Source organism: Micromonospora sp. C81 (assembly GCF_018070425.1).
Taxonomy (GTDB): Bacteria; Actinomycetota; Actinomycetes; order Mycobacteriales; family Micromonosporaceae; genus Micromonospora; species Micromonospora zamorensis.
The window spans coordinates 198,045-213,073 of sequence record NZ_JAGPXS010000005.1 but is presented as its reverse complement, the minus strand read 5'-3'; the positions used below and the strand labels follow the sequence as shown (position 1 = coordinate 213,073).

Below are 15,029 nucleotides of genomic sequence, written 5' to 3'. Positions count from 1 at the left end.
CCCGAAGCTGGCACACGCCTTCGGGCCGGACAAACCTCTTCAGAACAGCGCCGTTGGCGCCCGGCCCGATGAAGCATCGAGCCGGGCGCGATCGGGTGGTTATGCCACGAAGCTGGAACGGCGACGGCGTCCGATCAGGTAGCCCGCGCCGCCGAGGAGCAGAAGCGCGCCGCCAATGCCGGCCACGGTCGCGGTGTTGGCACCGGTCACGGGCAGCCCACCGCCCTCACCGTTCTCGCCGCCGGGAGCGCCCAGGCTGGCGGAGGAAGTGGGGGTCGGTACAACGGTCGTCGTGGCGCTGGGGGAGGCGCTCGGCGTGGCACTGGCGCTCGGCGTCGGTGTGGGCTTAGGCGCGCAGTCAAGCGCACGTGCGACGTACACGCCGTCGTTCAGGTAAGCCAGGTAGGCGTCGACGGCCGCCTCGTCGAGCACCTTCTGCGCGGCAGCGTCCACGTTGTCACCAGCGTCGACCATCGTTCGGCCCACCGAGACCCGCAGATCCGTCAACCAGGCCTTCTGCACGTCCGCCTTGAGGTAGGCGCGGAGATCGTCCGGGGTGCCCGCCAGCGGCTTCTCCAGGGCACCAGGCAGGACGGGAAACTTGTTGGCTTGCGCCTCGTCGAGGATCCGGTAGGCCACCAGCCGCAACTGCGCATCATCGGCGGTGTCCAGGTCGGAGGTAAGCTTGCGGATGTCCTGGTACACGTCGCGCTTGACCGTTTGGCAGGCTGCGTTCAGCCCGGTCGATGGGGTCTGAGCCATCGCCGGCGCGGCCGGAATCAGAAAGGCCAGCGCTATGAGGGCGCCAGCCGGGGTCTTCCATCGCATGTGGTCTTCCTCCCCGTTACACGTCAAAACACGGGGATATTACCGTCACTGGATGGATAGGCAAGAAGAGATCGGCGGCCTGAACCGCGCAACGAGCAACCCACTGCGTAAAATCGCCGCCCGAACCCCTCCACAAGGGATGAAAGACCCGCCACTGAGATCATTCTGCTAAGAAGCTCTCAGCGAGCTGGGCGGACTTGGATGGCTCGAGGCGCCGCGCGGCTCGCCCTGCCCTGGTCGGGCGGGCGGGCGGGCGTCGAGGGTCAGCGGACAGCTGGACTCATGCCCCGGCAAGCTGTATCGCTGAGGTGCTGCGACCAGCGCCGAAGCGCACGATGCGGACGCCAATGGCTGTATAGCCAGCGGTGCAGCCAAGCCACCCGATCCGGTCCGGCATCCCCAGACGGCGGCAGGCCATCTGAACAGGGGTAATGGCCTTCCATCAGGCGGCCGCGATCTTCTTCTAATCCCCGGCTTAGGACCTTCCATGTCGTAACCGCCTGCTACGGTGCGCCGCAGTTGGCCGGTCAGAGCAACCCCACGTGGGACAGCGCGGCTACGGGGGCGGGCACTGGTAGGTCCCCGGAGTGATCCCGGGACTGAATATTGGACACCGCAACCCGCCCCCCGCACACACGCCACGAGCCCGAGGTAAACGGTCCGCATCCAGGCCGCAAGAGGTCGACGGACGGCGGGAGAGTGGTGCGAGATGTCGAGAGGTACTTCCGCTGCTGGACACCCCATGTGCCCACGTCGCCGGCTTGATCGCCGAACATGATCTGGGCCTTTCGCTTGCCTTCGTTGGGCCGAGCAGCCAAGCGAGCAGCACCCTACTCACCGGACCACAGCGCCCATTCCAGCCGTGCCCGCAGCTTCCCGCGTGGCCTCAGGGGCCACGTGTGCGTAGATGTTGAGAGTGACGCTGATCTGTGAGTGACCGAGGATCTCCATCACCACACGGTCGGGTACGCCCTGGGCGAGAAGGACGCTGGCCGCCGTGTGCCGCAGGTCGTGAAGACGAACCTGCCGTAGGCCGGCACTAACTGAGTGACGATCGGTACGCGCGCCGACGGACGGACTCGGACGAGGGCGGGTTGGCGCAGCAGGTCAGCAGGTCAGCAGGGGGCAGAGGCAGCTCACCGCCCGCCGGTCATTCGTTCACACCGAACGAGTCATCCGGCGAGTTCTCGCAGGAGGCTTGTTCCGTCGTCGCTCCACAGTTCGATCGAATAGCGCAGGCCCAAACCCGCGAGGACGGCACTGAGTTCGTCGACGCGGGACGGATCAACGACGCCGCTGAAAAGGCGTTCATCAGGTGACGGCTCGACCAGTTCGATGCACACCCACTCGTGCTCGACCTCATACTCGGTCCACGAGCTTGCACGGGCACGCCAGCCTGCACGCACGAACATCTCGGCCAAGACTTTCACCCTCGGGGCATGGGGGAGACGGCCATAGACGTTGTTGCCGCGAACGGCTAGACGGTCGGCAAGACGCGGCCCGGGGATGCCGCCAGAAGTGATTTCCATGTTCCCTCCCAACGTTCTTCGTGCCCGTTCCTCTGCCCGGCGCAACGGTCAACACCAGGTATCAGCAGTAGCCGCGCTGCACGCGGTATCAACGCTCTGCGCTGTCCCCCGTTGATGTCGGTCGCTGTCCGTGGAGATCAACCTAGTTTCCACGTTGAGGTTAAGCACCTGAGCTTCCTGCGGTAGCTCGGAGGACGATCTGCACGGCGGCTTGCGCGGGAGTCAGGTGCGTGGTGTCGACGACCTCGGCCTCGGCATGCAGCCACGTGCGGGCCGCCTCGGCGTAGGGCTCGAGGTACTTGAGACGGAACGGCGACGGGACGGTGTGTTCCCCCTCGATACGCCTGCGGAGGGTGTCTTCGTCAGCGTGGAGGACGAAGTGCCTTATTGGGATCGCATGTTCGCCGAGACCCGTACTGATTTCGCGCCAGTACTGCTCGACCAGGACAGTCATGGGCATCACCAGAGTGCCGCCGGTGTAGTCGAGCACGTGGCGGGCGGTCTCGACGACGAGCTGCCGCCACGGCGGCCAGTGCTGGAAGTTGTCAGTCTTGGGCAGCCCCGGCGTGATGTCCATGAGCGTCTCGCCGACCTTCTCGGCGTCGAATACCCGTGAATCGGGAATCAGTTGCTGCACGAGCGCGCTGGTCGTCGTCTTGCCCGCGCCGTGGGTGCCGTTGAGCCATACGATCACGGGACACATTAACGCGCGTGGGCAACCGGACGACCTGTACAGGACTTGTAAGCGAGGCGTCAGGGCCCTGCCGAGCAGCCAAACCGGCGAGCATGAGCGGACGATCGCGGAGGAACTGCGGCAGCGCGGTTGTCAAGCGTTGCCACCAGACCCGAGTAGCAAGCTGACCTGAGCCAACGTGCCTGGCGACATAACCCCAGGGCGCCGGAACGCGTGCCTGGTCTCGCTGATCCGCCCGTCCGGGGTCAGAGTCCAGTGCTGCGGACCCCAGCAGCCCTGCTCATCAAGGAGTATGCGGGCCAGCGCCCCGGTCTCTCCAGTGGCGCCGCAGGCGGTCAACATCGCAGCGAGGACGTCGTCCGCGTCTGAGGGGAGTTCCGCGTCGCTCATGATCGGCAGCAACAGGAGGAAGGTGTGGGGGTCAAGGCGCGGAGCCGATCCGGCTTCGGCCGCCGAATGCGCGACAGCGAGCAACTCCGGCCAGCACAGCCCAGGTCCCCTGAAGCAACCTTCGACAGTTGCCAAGGGCACCGTCGCCTTCCATGCAGGATGGTGCAGCAGGTAGTCGAACCCGTGTTCTCCGGGAAGGTTGCGGTAGACGACATGGAGCAGGTGCCCTGCCGAGAGTGGGACTGACAGCACTGGCCACTGGCGCTCATCGCTGACCCGTTCAAAAAGCTGCAACAGGTCGGCCTCGCTGACTCCGAATCCCGCACACAACGGCTCTTCGACGCCGTTGGTGCATTGCAACAGGTGGCTCGCCCAGAACAGTGGCTCGTCTACCAGGTACGCCCCATTGACCAAGGGGTCGTCTTCATAGCCTGGGATCTTGGGCATCGGCCGATTCTGGCAGAGATCTCAGACCCCAGCGCGCCGCCAACAAGCCGCCATCAGACAAGCGCCCACCACGAGCTGGCAGGGAGGCCAGCCGGGTGTCGGCGGATGCGCGATCCTCCTACGCCTTCGGGTCGGACGAACCTCGCCGGAACAGCGCCGATGGCGCCCGGCCCGATGAAGCATCGAGCCGGGCGCGATCGGGTGGTTATGCCACGAAGCTGGAACGGCGACGGCGTCCGATCAGGTAGCCCGCGCCGCCGAGGAGCAGAAGCGCGCCGCCAATGCCGGCCACGGTCGCGGTGTTGGCACCGGTCACGGGCAGCCCACCGCCCTCACCGTTCTCGCCGCCCGGGGCGCCCATGCCTTTGCGATCAACGGTGTTGATCTGGGTGTATTAAGCCGAAGGGCCGTCATCCTCAGCGGCATCGCGGCCTTCGTCGCCCATCAGCAGCAGGCCCATCCGGTCCGTGGCCTCGCGAGAGCTGTGCAGTGCGCCGACGGCCGTCAGCCCCGTCCCGGCGAGCGGGATCATCGTCTCCACGGCCGACGACACCTGAAGGGAGTCTTCCGTCGCCGTGCTCACCGCCATTCCCAATTCCAGGAAGGCGTCCTGGTCAGGATTGGCCATCTCCCACCAGCCCGACCACATCGCGGCGAGATCCGAGTACGCGTTGGCTGCTCCGAGTGACAGTAGGAACAGCCCCACCGGCAGCAGCCAACGCCCGTCGGCCCGCCACCCGGAGAGCGCGAGTGCCCCCATGGCCACCAGGGCAGCGAGCAGCGTTGGCCACACCGTCCCGAGCAGGTCCGACAGCGGATAGCGGACGAATTCCCGGGTGGAGTCCAGCCCGAACCAGGCGAGCAGCAGCAGCGCGAGGGCTGTCGTCGCCGCACCCCGCCGCCTGCCGCGGGACGGTAGTGACAACACGCCCGCCACGAGACAGGCAACGCCGAGCGCCAGACCCAGCGCGGCGAGCCGTTGCCGGTCGATCGAGTCCCTCCATGGCCCCAATATGGACGCCTCCGCTGCTGGTCCGTATGACACCCAGCCCACTTCGAGGACCTGCTCCTGATACCAGAGCAGTCTCATTACCTCCACCACGGCGAGGAGCCCGATACCGCCGGCGACGGCCCACCGTACGCGGCGCGCACTGCGATCCAGCAGGACGTAGGCGAGCAGTGCGAGCAGCATGACCAGGCCGAACTGCATCGACGCGCCTGGCATGGCGAGCACCGCCGCCGCAGCCGAGAGCAGACCGCCCGCGACGGACGCGACGAGGAGGCCGATCGGAAGACGCATGGCGGAGATCGTGACACGTGAGTCGGAAGTGCGTAGCCCTAGCATCGGCACTTGACCCTGGGCCGGCCTACGAGTGGCTGGTGGTGGCAAGTGCGGCAGCCACACGTGACGCCTCACGCCGACCCTGCTCGCGGGCGGCGGCGACAAGCGCGGGTACGACGGACCTGTCCATCACGTTCGTTCCCTGCGCTCGTCTGGACGCTGGATCCCGCAGGAGCAGTTCCACCCGGCGGGTTTCGTCCAGGGCGGCCCGCTGCTTGGCGATGCGCGCCCACGGGCCGATGGCGGCGGTGCTGGGCGCGAGGGCGACCACCGGGCCGACCCCGGGAGCGAGGTCGAGGTTGAGAGTCGACCGCATGCCCCCGTCCATGTACCGGTGGCCGTCGATCGTCACCGGCGCGCTGGAGAGCGGCATGGCGCAGCTCGCGGCGACGGCGTCCACGAGGGAGACACCGTCGTGCCGGGTGATGGTGCGGCTGCTGCCCGACTCCGCGTCGACGACGACGATGCGCAGGTCCGCGTCCTTCCAGGTGTGATCCGGCAGGCGGACTTCGGCTGTCCGGCGTTGTCGTGACGGGTCGGGGGTGGGCGTGGCGAGGGCGAGGCGACCGAGGCGGCGAGCGGCCTGCTCGGGGGTCCGGGCGAACAGTTGCGCTCGGGCGAGGCGCAGGAGGTCGAGGAGGCCCAGTGCGGGAGAGGTCTCGTGGGCCACGCCTTGGCGTTGACGTTCGTAGAGCTCGCCGAGCGGCGTTCCGCTGGCGATCTGTGCTCCCACGACGGCGCCGGAACTCGTGCCGATGAGCACTGCCTCCGGGGTGACGGTCACCCCCTCGTCCGCGAGTCCAGCGAGGACGCCCACCTCCCAGGCGATGCCGGTCACTCCGCCGCCGCCGAGCACCCAGACGGGCCGCGTGTCGTCCGTCATCAGTTCCTCATTCAGGTAGGTCAAACCGCTAACAGCGTTCGCAGTTTCAGGCTAACAGGGGTTCCGGAGGGCTGGCAACGATGATCAGGGCTCCCGTCGTCCGAAGATGATGCCGCCGAGCCTGCTCTCCGGCGAGGTGAGAGTCGTCTGCGACTCGACCCGGAATCCGCTGTCGTGCAGCCAGGCCGCCACCTGGGCCGGCTGGCGACGATGGACGTGCACCTTCATCGGGTGGCCGCCGTACCCCTCCGTCTTGAGGGTCGTCTCGTCGCCCACGTGAAAGCCGAGCAGCAGCGGACCACCGGGACGCACCACCCGACGGAAGTGCGCGAACACCGCGCCGAGCTGGTCGTCGGGGATGTGGATGAGCGAGTACCAGGCGATCAGGCCGGCGACCGACCCGTCGGCCAGGTCGAGATCCGTCATCGAGCCCACCTCGAACCTCAGGCCGGGATGATCGCGGCGGGCCACGGCGATCATCCCGGGTGAGAGGTCGATCCCGAAGGCGTCGACGCCGAGCGTGCGCAGATGGGCGGTGATGCGTCCCGTCCCGCAGCCCACATCCGCGACCGGCCCGCCACCGACGCCATCCACGAGCTCGGCGAACAGCCTCAGCGCCGCCCGTTCGTGCGGTGCCTCCGACAGCAGGCCGCTCACCAGGTGTGCGTAGCTGACCGCGACGGTGTCGTAGGAGGTGCGGGTGTCTGCCAACCAACCGTCAACGTCCACCTCGGAGACGCTAGATCAGAGGGGAAAGTCGCGACGCTTGAGCTTCGCCATCCGGCCGTCCGGGTGATGCCAGACGACACCCTCCCAGTCCGGGTGAGCCAGGAGCCATGCGCGCAGCCCGTCGTGGTCCAGCGGTGCCTTCTCCAACTCGTCGTCGTCGCCAGACGTGCAGAAGCCGTGGCGGATGAGCTGGTGGCCCGCGACCTGCTCCGGATTGCCGTTCACCTTTGGCCCGACCAGCTCGTAGGTCGCGCCGAGCTGTGGGCCGGCGAACTGATCCGCGTCGACGATCGCGTCCAGAGCCTCGGCGTGGAACGTGGCGAAGGACGACTGCTCGACCGGCTCCCAGCCGACGGTCTTGCCGGTCACCTCATCGGTCATGACCGGCTGGTACCCCGCTGGTGTGGCCCTGCCCGGCTTCACCTCGCGCCGGGCCCACCAGCGCTCGCCGTCGTACATCACGCAGGTGCCGTCGTACTTCCGGGTGGCGGTCCCCTCGCCGTCGAGCACCCACTGGCAGTCCGGGTGGACATCCGACGTCACCCGGCGCATGTCGTCCGGGTCGCGGAGGAACAGGGTCGGGATCTTGCGCACGCTCGGCGTCCTCTCCTGTCCGGCAGTCGTTGGTCGCCGGCTCCGCACAGCATGAAGGAGCGGCGATATCGGCCGCCACGTCTTATCGTGGCTTCGCGAACCGGGTCCGGAGCGGTCATGCTGCGACGGTGCCCGTCCGACGATCTGGAGGCGTCCGCCCATGACCTTCGTACCGATGACCGTCAGCCTGCCCATCGCCGATCGCGCCACCTCGTACCACTTCTATCGCGACGGTCTCGGCCTCGACCCCGTCGGCGAGCTGGCAGACGACGGCCTCCCGGAGCCGTTGCAGTTCGTGGTCAACGACGGTCTGCGGCTGATGCTGGTCCCGACCGGGGGCTTCGGATGGGTGATCGGCCGGCACGAGGTCGCCGCGCGGGGGCAGAGCGAGTGCGTGCTCAGCCTCGGCGTCGCCTCGCCCGCCGACGCGGACGCGATCGTCGAGCGGGCGCGCGCCGCCGGCGGCGAGGTGGTCACCGAGCCGCAAGCCCAACCCTGGGGGTACGCGGCTGTGTTCGCCGATCCCGACGGTCACCTGTGGATGGTGTCGACCGCCCCGGAGTGAGCCTGTCGCCAGGCGACCGGAAGTGTCGGTGGTGGTCGATACGGTCCGGCGGTGACCGTGACCACCGATGCCCCGCCGACCATGCCCACCTCCGCCGACGAGGCCCGACTGTGGGCCCTCATCGAGTCGGCGTGGGCCGAGCTGGGCCCCGAGCCCCTGGCGCTGCGGCGGGCCCTCGTCGAGCGCGACCCCGCCGACGATGACGGCGACGACGGCCCGTCCTACGCGATCGGCGACTGGCTGGACCGTTTCCTGGACCGGCTCGGTCACCTGAGTGCCGAGCTGACCGGGCCGGAGTTGACGGACCTCGACCGGGTGGTGGAGCGCAAGCTGCACGACATCGATCGGGAGGACGTCCACGAGGTGACCGACGGGTCAGACGATGGCTTCCTCTACTGCCGGGGCTTCATCGTCGCGCTCGGCCGGGGGTTCTACGAGGCGGTTCGCGCCGATCCCGCCATGGCCCTGCCGGACGCCGAGTGCGAGAGCTTGTGTTACTTCTTCGCCCATCTGCACAACGACCGGTTCGGTTCATGGCCGGAGACCGGCTCTGGCATCTCCAGGGAGTCGTTCGGCAACCCCGCCGGTTGGTCGGCCTGATCTGCTCAGCGATCAGACGTAGATCTTGGTGGCGTACTCCGGGCCGTAGTGCCGTTCCAGGTCTTCGAGGCTCTCCACCGGCGCCTCGACCTCCTTGATCAGGCGTGCTCGGGACGGCAGCGCGTCGGGCTGCCAGGTCTCCGGCTTCCACAGCGCGGACCGCAGGAACGCCTTCGCGCAGTGGTAGAAGATCTGCTCGATCTCCACCACCACGGCGAGCACCGGCCGGTGCCCCTTGACCACCATGTCGTCGAACCAGGGCGCGTCGCTCACCAGGCGTGCGCGCCCGTTGATCCGCAGGGTGTCGGTCCGCCCCGGGATGAGGAAGAGCAACCCGACGTGCGGGTTGTCGAGGATGTTGCGGTAGCCGTCGGCCCGCTTGTTGCCCGGCCGCTCGGGCAATGCGACTGTCGTGTCGTCCAGCACCAGGGCGAATCCGGCCGGGTCGCCCTTGGGGGAGACGTCGCAACTGCCGTCCGCGCCGGCCGTGGCCACCAGGCAGAACGGCGAGGCGGCGAGCCATTCGCGGTCCCGCTCGTGCAGGCGGTTGCGTTCCTTGTTGGCGGCCCGCGCGGTCGGCACACCGAGCAGCTCGCGTAACTCCTGGTGTGAAGTGATCTCCACCGTCACGTTGATCCTCCCTCAGGCGTTGACCCGTTGGCGGGCACCACCATTGTCAGCCTAGGCCGCCGTGACCAGCGCGAGGTTTGTGCCCGGTTGCCGGGGGTAGGGCCTCATCCGACGCGCCCGCCGCAACGAGACCGTTCGCAGGACGCCGACCAGTGGAGGCCGGGAGATGGAGAGCCGACTCAAGGTGCTGGGTCACCCAGTCCACCCGATGCTGGTCATGTTCCCGGTGGCACTGCTGGCCACGGCGGTGCTGTTCGACGTGGTGGACACCGTCGGCGGGCCGGACCTGCTCGGCGAGGTCGCGTACTGGAACATCACTGTCGGCCTGATCGGCGGCCTGCTGGCCGCGGTGGCGGGCTCGTTCGACCTGCTGGCCATCCCGACGGGCACCCGCGCCAAGCGGGTGGGCCTGCTGCACGCCGGGGCCAACCTCGCGGTGATCCTGCTCTTCGCCGCGATCTGGGTGGTCCGGCTCAACGCCGACTCCCGCGCCGCTGGCGGCGCGTTGCTCGTCGTCGAGATTGTCGCGTTGGCGATCCTCGGCATCAGTGCCTGGCTCGGCGGTGAGTTGGTCGACCGGCTCGGTGTGGGCGTCGACCGCGATGCCGGCCTGGACGCGCCCAGCTCCCTACGGCCGCCCGCGGCCGCTCAGCGGATCGGAGATGTGTGATGAGCGAGCAGCAGTCCGGGGGCTTCGGCCGGGGTTGGCGGGGTGGCCGGCAGCAGGGCTGGGACCCGATGGGTGAGCTTCAGTCGCTGCGCGCCGAGCTGAGTCGCCTGGTCGGCGGCCGGGCCGGCGCGTCCGACGTCGAGTTGGCCGAGACCGCCGACGGCTGGGAGGTCGTCGTCCGGCTGCCCGGTGTGGCACCGGAGGAGGTGGCGGTCGAGTTGGACGACCTCGAATTGTGCGTGCGCGCCCGCTCCGAGGCGGAGGTCAACGCCGACCAGGGCATCCCCGGCGGTTTCGAGACCCGGGGCTTCGAATACCGCATCAACCTGCCGTCGCGGGTCGACCCGGACGCCATCGACGCGGTCATGGACCATGGCCTGCTCCGGGTCCGCCTGCCCCGGGCGACCCGGCCCGCGCCGCGCACCATCACCGTCGGTCGCACCGGGCCGCGCTCCGGCGACTTTTCCACTGGTACGCCGATGCCAGCCGATCCCGCGGCGGACCGGGAGTTGCACCGTCCGGACACCGAGATCGACCGGCCGTAGCGGCCTGCGTGGTCACCCCGGCTCTGCTCGGCCCGACCGCCGAGCGCCTTCCCGACGTGCGGCGGATCGCCGTGCTGCGCGCCAACGCACTTGGCGACTTCGTGTTCGCGTTGCCGGCGCTGGAGGCGTTGCGTGCCGCGTACCCGTCGGCGGAGATCGTGCTGCTCGGCGCGCCGTGGCACGCGAAGCTCTGGCGCGACCGGCCCGGCCCGGTGGACCGCGTGCTGGTCGTGCCGCCGGCACCCGGCATTCGTGCGCCCGACCCGGGCGAGGCGGAGTCGTCGATGGACGACTTCCTGGCTGCTGCGACGGGTGAGGGTTTCGACCTGGCGGTGCAGATCCACGGTGGCGGCGCGAACTCCAACCCGATCATTGGTCGCCTCGGCGCCCGGGTGACGGTCGGCCTGCGCGCCGACGACGCGCCGCCGCTGGACCGGTGGCTGCGTTACGTCTACTACCAGCACGAGGTGATCCGCTACCTGGAGGTGGTGGCGCTGGTGGGAGCACCGGCGACCACCATCGTGCCGACGTTGGCGGTGACCGACGCCGACCGGGCCGAGGCGGCCCAGGTGCTCGGCCCGGTTAGCCGACCCCGGGTGGCGCTGCACCCGGGGGCCAGCGACACCCGCCGTCGCTGGCCCGCCGAACGCTTCGCCGAGGTGGCCCGTGAGCTGCACGGCGACGGGTACGAGGTGCTGGTCACCGGCACACCCTCCGAGCAGGAGGTGGTGGACCGCGTCGTCGCCGCGGCCGGTGTGCCGGTGCGGCCGCAGGTGGGCACGCTCAGCCTCGGCGGGCTGCTGGGTTGCTACGCCGACTGCGCGTTGGTCGTCTCCAACGACACCGGCCCGCTGCACGTGGCCGCCGCGGTGGGCGCGCCCACGGTGGGCATCTTCTGGGTCGGCAACCTGATCAACACGGCGAATCCGTTGCGCGGCCGGCACCGCCCGATCTGCTCCTGGATGGTGCACTGCCCGGTCTGCGGCGTGGACTGCACGCCGGGCATCTACCCGCACCGGCCCGGCGACGGCGAGTGCCCGCACCAGGATTCCTTCGTGGCGGACGTCCCGGTGATCGAGGTGCTGGAAGCCGCCCGGGAGCTGCTCAACCCGTAGTTCAGGCCGGCTGCGGGCTGTCCTCGTCGGCCAGGACGACCTCCCACGCCTCCACGTCCCGGTCGGTGACAGTGGTGGGGGACTCCAGGTGGTACGCGCCGCTGGGCAGGATGCCCGCCCCGCCGTACCGGGCCAGCACCGAGAGCTGCGCGGCCACGTCCTCACCCTGGTGCTTCTCCTGCACCCGACGCCAGAAGTCGAAGCCACCGGCGTCGACGAGCTTGGCCCGGTCGTAGAGCACGCACCCGCCGATCCAGGAGACCTTGTACGCCCGCCACGCCCCCGGCGGCAGCGCCAGGTGCTGGGTGATGTGCAGCAGGTTGGCTGCCGAGTGGATCCGGGCCCGGTTCCACTCCGGGGTGTCCGGGCGGATCCGCTCCGGCGTCGGGGGGCCGATCCACTCCTCGTAGTGCCCGTGCGACTCCGGCCGCACGTCGTCGGTGTACGAGAGCCCGTGCACGCCGTTGCCCACGAACCCGCAGCCCAGCTCGCCGATCGCCGTCACCAGCCGGTGCACCGCCCCCGGTTCCAACCAGATGTCGTCGTCGAGGCTGAGGACGTAACGGGCGGCCGAGGCGGCGAGCAGGTACGCCCGGTGTTCGGCCAACCCCCGTCGGGGCAGCCGACGGGTCAGCAGCACCGGGTGACCCCGGTGACGCAGCGCCCGGACCATGGTGGCGGCAGCGGGATGCGCGTACGCCGGATCTCCGTCGGACTGGTCGCTGACCACCACCCCGAAACCGGGTACGCCGTCCTGGGCGGCGAGCCCGCCCAGGGTGACCGCCAGCTCGGCGGGCCGGTTCCGGGTCGGAATCAGCACGTCGAGCAGCCGGTCGGCGCGGAACTCCTCCGGCGTGCCGAGGACGAGGGGGCGGTTCACGACGCCTGGGTGCGGGTGCTCAGCGACGGGTCGGGTTCCCGGTCGACGGGGTGCGCCGACGGGTCCTGGCTGTGTGACCGGATCCGCTCGATGATTGCGGAGGTGGACCGGTCCGGCACGTACCCCAGGGTGCGCACCTGGCCGCCCAGCCGGCGCACCAGCGGTGCCTCCGGGACCAGCTCCGGTGGGTAGTCCCCGCCCTTGACGTACACGTCCGGCCGGACCGCCTCGATCAGCGTGGCGGGCGAGTCCTCCTCGAAGACCACGACGTGGTCCACGCAGGCGAGCGCGGCGAGCAGGGCAGCCCGGTCCTCGACCGGGTTGACCGGACGGTCGGCGCCCTTCAGCCGGCGTACGCTGCCGTCCGAGTTGACCGCCACGATGAGCAGGTCGCCCAGCGCACGTGCCTGCTCCAGGTAGCGCACGTGCCCTCGGTGCAGCACGTCGAAGCAGCCGTTGGTGAACACCACCGACCGTCCCGCCTCGCGGTACTCGGCGACGATCGCGTCCAACTCGTCGGTGTCGACGAGCGCGGCATGGCCCGTGGTCTCGGTCGGCTGGTCGAGCGCGGTGAGCAGGTCCTCCCGCCGGCACACGCAGGTGCCGGTGTCGGAGACGGTGATGGTGGCCGCCAACTGGGCGAGCTGGGCGGCGGTGGGCAGCGGCGCGTCGGCGGCCAGCGCCAACGTCATCGCCGCCAGGTACGCGTCGCCGGCGCCCACGGCGTGGCTCGCCGGGACCGGCGTGCTGTGGCTGCGTCGCGGCGCCCCGTCGGCGCCACCGACCACCGCGCCCTCGGTGTCCAGGGTCACCGCGACCACGTCGGCACCGGTGTGCGCGCGCAACTCGGCCAGCCGCGACTCGGCCAGGACGGCCCGGTCGACGCCCTCCCCGGCCTGGGTGTTCACGGTGACGCCGGTGCCGGTGACGCTGAGCCCGTCGCCGGTGAGGGCCACCCGACCCTCACCCCGGACGGGTTCACCTACCGGCCCGGGGCGATCGGACGGCGACGGCTCCGGGGTCGGGTCGGCGGTGCTGTCGTCGGCGCGTACCCCACCGGGTGCGGCACCGACGGTCAGTTCGGACGGCCCGTCGGCCGGGTCGCCGTCGGGGTGTTCCAGGTGCAGTTCGGTCCCCGTGGTCGTCCGGCTGGTGCCGCCGGCCCGGGCCAGCAGGCGGGTCGCCTCGGCGAAGCTGGGGGTGACGACGGTCGGCGCGAGCCCCCGCCAGTCGGCGAGGTCGTGGGCGTCCAGCGCGACAGTGGCGTACCGCTCGCGTTGCTCGACCAGCCACGCGCGGACCTGCGCGGGCAGCGCACCCAGGCCGTAGTCGCAGACCACCAGGGTCGGCGCCTCCCCACCGGCGGCGGCGCGCAACTCCTCGGTGGCGCAGCTCAGGGCGGTGAGCAGCCGGGTCACGCCCTCCGGGTCGAGTGCGTCGTCCGGGTCGCCGGAGTCCTCGCGCAGCAGGATCTGGTTGCCGGCGAGCATCCGCCGCTTCACTGGGGTGGGCCGTCCCGGCTGGTTGACCGTCCGGTCCCAGACGCCCGCGCGGTCCAGGCAGTCGTGCAGTTCGTCGCCGGCCACGTCGGCGCCGACCGGTGCCACCAGCACCGCCCGGCCACCCAGGGCGGCGACGTTGACCGCGGTGTTCGCGGCGCCACCTGCGGCGGAGATCCGCCTGCGCAGGGTGAGGACCGGAGCTGGTGCCTCTCGGCAGAGCCGGTCGGAGTCGGCGAAGCGCCACTCGTCCAACATGGCGTCACCGACGATCAGGACTGGGCGCCCGAGCCAGCTCTCCACGACGGTGGCGAGCCGGCGCTGTTCCGCTGCTGCTCCTGCCATGCCTCCCCGGGTCCCCACCGCCCTCCGGGCCAAACCTGACCCGCGCCTGACCTGCGGTCATGTCACCACCGTGCCCTTACCGCCCGGCTGGGCCGTTTCGGACGTCCGGAGGCGGGAAGGGAATTGAGGTAACCCCGGAAAGGAGATGTACCGAGATGGCAGCGCAACTGCAGGGCAAGCGGATCGCCTTCCTGGCCGCCGACGGCGTCGAGGAGGTCGAGTACGTCCAGCCGCGCGAGGCGGTCGAGAACGCCGGCGCGACGGTCGAGCTGGTCTCGCTCAAGCCCGGCTCCATCCAGTCCTTCAACCATCTGGACCAGTCGAAGACGTACGACGTGGACGTGACCGCGGACAAGGCGGACGCCGCCGGCTACGACGCTCTGGTGCTGCCCGGTGGGGTGGCGAACCCGGACTTCCTGCGTGGCGACCCGGACGCGGTGCGGTTCGTGAAGGCGTTCTTCGACGCGGGCAAGCCCGTCGGGGTGATCTGCCACGGCCCGTGGACGCTGATCGAGGCGGACGTGGTGCGGGGCCGACGGATCACCTCCTGGCCCACCCTGCGTACCGACCTGACCAACGCCGGCGCGACCTGGGTCGACGAGGAGTGCGTAACCGACGGCAACCTGACCAGCAGCCGAAAGCCCGACGACCTCCCAGCCTTCTGCCAAAAAATCACCGAAGTCTTCGCCGCCTAACGAACCCACCCCACCCACCCCACCCCCCAACCCCGTCCCGTCCCCGTTG

The 15,029-nt window shown here is 69.9% G+C and carries 17 protein-coding genes and 2 pseudogenes; 6 read left to right on the top strand and 13 right to left on the bottom strand.

The window, feature by feature from the left end:
• Positions 1-99: 99 nt before the first annotated feature.
• The 10 genes and pseudogenes from KBX46_RS11900 to KBX46_RS11855 all read right to left on the bottom strand — a co-directional run bounded on the left by KBX46_RS11900 (position 100) and on the right by KBX46_RS11855 (position 7,436).
• Positions 100-828, bottom strand: a complete 729-nt coding sequence (locus KBX46_RS11900; protein WP_210792538.1) for an LPXTG cell wall anchor domain-containing protein — start codon at positions 826-828, stop codon at positions 100-102.
• A gap of 834 nt (positions 829-1,662) precedes the next feature.
• Positions 1,663-1,866, bottom strand: a pseudogene (locus tag KBX46_RS33275) (tyrosine-type recombinase/integrase); the annotation flags it as partial.
• Between the two features lie 134 nt (positions 1,867-2,000).
• On the bottom strand, positions 2,001-2,357 hold the full coding sequence (locus KBX46_RS11890) for a hypothetical protein (protein ID WP_210792537.1): 357 nt from the start codon (positions 2,355-2,357) through the stop codon (positions 2,001-2,003).
• A 160-nt stretch (positions 2,358-2,517) separates the two neighbouring features.
• Positions 2,518-3,051: an AAA family ATPase gene (locus KBX46_RS11885; RefSeq protein ID WP_210792536.1), complete on the bottom strand. Its 534-nt coding sequence runs from the start codon at positions 3,049-3,051 to the stop codon at positions 2,518-2,520.
• Positions 3,052-3,183: 132 nt separating this feature from the next.
• Positions 3,184-3,888: a hypothetical protein gene (locus tag KBX46_RS11880; RefSeq protein WP_210792535.1), complete on the bottom strand. Its 705-nt coding sequence runs from the start codon at positions 3,886-3,888 to the stop codon at positions 3,184-3,186.
• Between the two features lie 205 nt (positions 3,889-4,093).
• Positions 4,094-4,237, bottom strand: a pseudogene (locus tag KBX46_RS11875) (LPXTG cell wall anchor domain-containing protein); the annotation flags it as partial.
• Between the two features lie 45 nt (positions 4,238-4,282).
• Positions 4,283-5,188, bottom strand: a complete 906-nt coding sequence (locus KBX46_RS11870) for an aminopeptidase (protein ID WP_210792534.1) — start codon at positions 5,186-5,188, stop codon at positions 4,283-4,285.
• A 67-nt stretch (positions 5,189-5,255) separates the two neighbouring features.
• The gene (locus KBX46_RS11865) at positions 5,256-6,113 is read right to left on the bottom strand and encodes a patatin-like phospholipase family protein (RefSeq protein ID WP_210792533.1); all 858 of its coding nucleotides are present in this window, start codon (positions 6,111-6,113) and stop codon (positions 5,256-5,258) included.
• Between the two features lie 84 nt (positions 6,114-6,197).
• Positions 6,198-6,842 carry a class I SAM-dependent methyltransferase gene (locus KBX46_RS11860; protein WP_210792532.1) on the bottom strand — a complete coding sequence of 215 codons (645 nt, stop codon included), beginning with the start codon at positions 6,840-6,842 and terminating at the stop codon, positions 6,198-6,200.
• Positions 6,843-6,857: 15 nt separating this feature from the next.
• Positions 6,858-7,436, bottom strand: a complete 579-nt coding sequence (locus KBX46_RS11855; protein ID WP_210792531.1) for a DUF5565 family protein — start codon at positions 7,434-7,436, stop codon at positions 6,858-6,860.
• A gap of 160 nt (positions 7,437-7,596) precedes the next feature.
• On the opposite strand from KBX46_RS11855, the gene KBX46_RS11850 reads away from it, so the two are divergent.
• Together KBX46_RS11850 and KBX46_RS11845 are read left to right on the top strand one after the other, a co-directional pair.
• Positions 7,597-8,001, top strand: coding sequence for a VOC family protein (locus KBX46_RS11850; protein ID WP_210792530.1), 405 nt, complete (start codon positions 7,597-7,599; stop codon positions 7,999-8,001).
• 51 nt (positions 8,002-8,052) lie between these two features.
• A complete protein-coding gene (locus tag KBX46_RS11845) occupies positions 8,053-8,601 on the top strand; it encodes a DUF4240 domain-containing protein (protein ID WP_308159469.1) in 549 nt (182 codons plus the stop codon).
• A 12-nt stretch (positions 8,602-8,613) separates the two neighbouring features.
• Here KBX46_RS11845 and KBX46_RS11840 read toward each other — a convergent pair whose 3' ends face one another.
• A complete protein-coding gene (locus tag KBX46_RS11840; protein WP_210792529.1) occupies positions 8,614-9,231 on the bottom strand; it encodes a pyridoxamine 5'-phosphate oxidase family protein in 618 nt (205 codons plus the stop codon).
• Between the two features lie 166 nt (positions 9,232-9,397).
• On the opposite strand from KBX46_RS11840, the gene KBX46_RS11835 reads away from it, so the two are divergent.
• From KBX46_RS11835 to KBX46_RS11825, 3 genes are read left to right on the top strand one after another with little or no spacing between them, the layout of a single operon-like run.
• Positions 9,398-9,901 (top strand): DUF2231 domain-containing protein, encoded by a 504-nt coding sequence (locus tag KBX46_RS11835; RefSeq protein ID WP_088951196.1) that lies wholly within the window; start codon positions 9,398-9,400, stop codon positions 9,899-9,901.
• A complete protein-coding gene (locus KBX46_RS11830) occupies positions 9,901-10,446 on the top strand; it encodes an Hsp20/alpha crystallin family protein (RefSeq protein ID WP_210792528.1) in 546 nt (181 codons plus the stop codon). Before KBX46_RS11835 ends, KBX46_RS11830 begins: the two co-directional genes overlap by 1 nt.
• Positions 10,447-10,454: 8 nt before the next feature.
• On the top strand, positions 10,455-11,561 hold the full coding sequence (locus KBX46_RS11825) for a glycosyltransferase family 9 protein (protein ID WP_210792527.1): 1,107 nt from the start codon (positions 10,455-10,457) through the stop codon (positions 11,559-11,561).
• A 1-nt stretch (position 11,562) separates the two neighbouring features.
• Here KBX46_RS11825 and KBX46_RS11820 read toward each other — a convergent pair whose 3' ends face one another.
• Both KBX46_RS11820 and rfaE2 read right to left on the bottom strand, forming a co-directional pair.
• The gene (locus KBX46_RS11820) at positions 11,563-12,441 is read right to left on the bottom strand and encodes a glycosyltransferase family 2 protein (RefSeq protein ID WP_210792526.1); all 879 of its coding nucleotides are present in this window, start codon (positions 12,439-12,441) and stop codon (positions 11,563-11,565) included.
• A complete protein-coding gene (rfaE2, locus tag KBX46_RS11815; protein ID WP_210792525.1) occupies positions 12,438-14,285 on the bottom strand; it encodes a D-glycero-beta-D-manno-heptose 1-phosphate adenylyltransferase in 1,848 nt (615 codons plus the stop codon). Before rfaE2 ends, KBX46_RS11820 begins: the two co-directional genes overlap by 4 nt.
• 155 nt (positions 14,286-14,440) lie before the next feature.
• On the opposite strand from rfaE2, the gene KBX46_RS11810 reads away from it, so the two are divergent.
• On the top strand, positions 14,441-14,980 hold the full coding sequence (locus tag KBX46_RS11810) for a type 1 glutamine amidotransferase domain-containing protein (protein ID WP_088951201.1): 540 nt from the start codon (positions 14,441-14,443) through the stop codon (positions 14,978-14,980).
• The last annotated feature ends 49 nt before the right edge of the window (positions 14,981-15,029 follow it).

What these genes read in the sequence shown, in the direction of transcription:
- KBX46_RS11900 (WP_210792538.1), bottom strand. Translation starts at nt 828, where the DNA reads ATGCGATGGAAGACCCCGGCTGGCGCCCTCATAGCGCTGGCCTTTCTG.
- KBX46_RS11830 (WP_210792528.1), top strand. Translation starts at nt 9,901, where the DNA reads ATGAGCGAGCAGCAGTCCGGGGGCTTCGGCCGGGGTTGGCGGGGTGGC.
- KBX46_RS11880 (WP_210792535.1), bottom strand. Translation starts at nt 3,888, where the DNA reads ATGCCCAAGATCCCAGGCTATGAAGACGACCCCTTGGTCAATGGGGCG.
- KBX46_RS11870 (WP_210792534.1), bottom strand. Translation starts at nt 5,188, where the DNA reads ATGCGTCTTCCGATCGGCCTCCTCGTCGCGTCCGTCGCGGGCGGTCTG.
- rfaE2 (WP_210792525.1), bottom strand. Translation starts at nt 14,285, where the DNA reads ATGGCAGGAGCAGCAGCGGAACAGCGCCGGCTCGCCACCGTCGTGGAG.
- KBX46_RS11850 (WP_210792530.1), top strand. Translation starts at nt 7,597, where the DNA reads ATGACCTTCGTACCGATGACCGTCAGCCTGCCCATCGCCGATCGCGCC.
- KBX46_RS11890 (WP_210792537.1), bottom strand. Translation starts at nt 2,357, where the DNA reads ATGGAAATCACTTCTGGCGGCATCCCCGGGCCGCGTCTTGCCGACCGT.
- KBX46_RS11865 (WP_210792533.1), bottom strand. Translation starts at nt 6,113, where the DNA reads ATGACGGACGACACGCGGCCCGTCTGGGTGCTCGGCGGCGGCGGAGTG.
- KBX46_RS11810 (WP_088951201.1), top strand. Translation starts at nt 14,441, where the DNA reads ATGGCAGCGCAACTGCAGGGCAAGCGGATCGCCTTCCTGGCCGCCGAC.
- KBX46_RS11835 (WP_088951196.1), top strand. Translation starts at nt 9,398, where the DNA reads ATGGAGAGCCGACTCAAGGTGCTGGGTCACCCAGTCCACCCGATGCTG.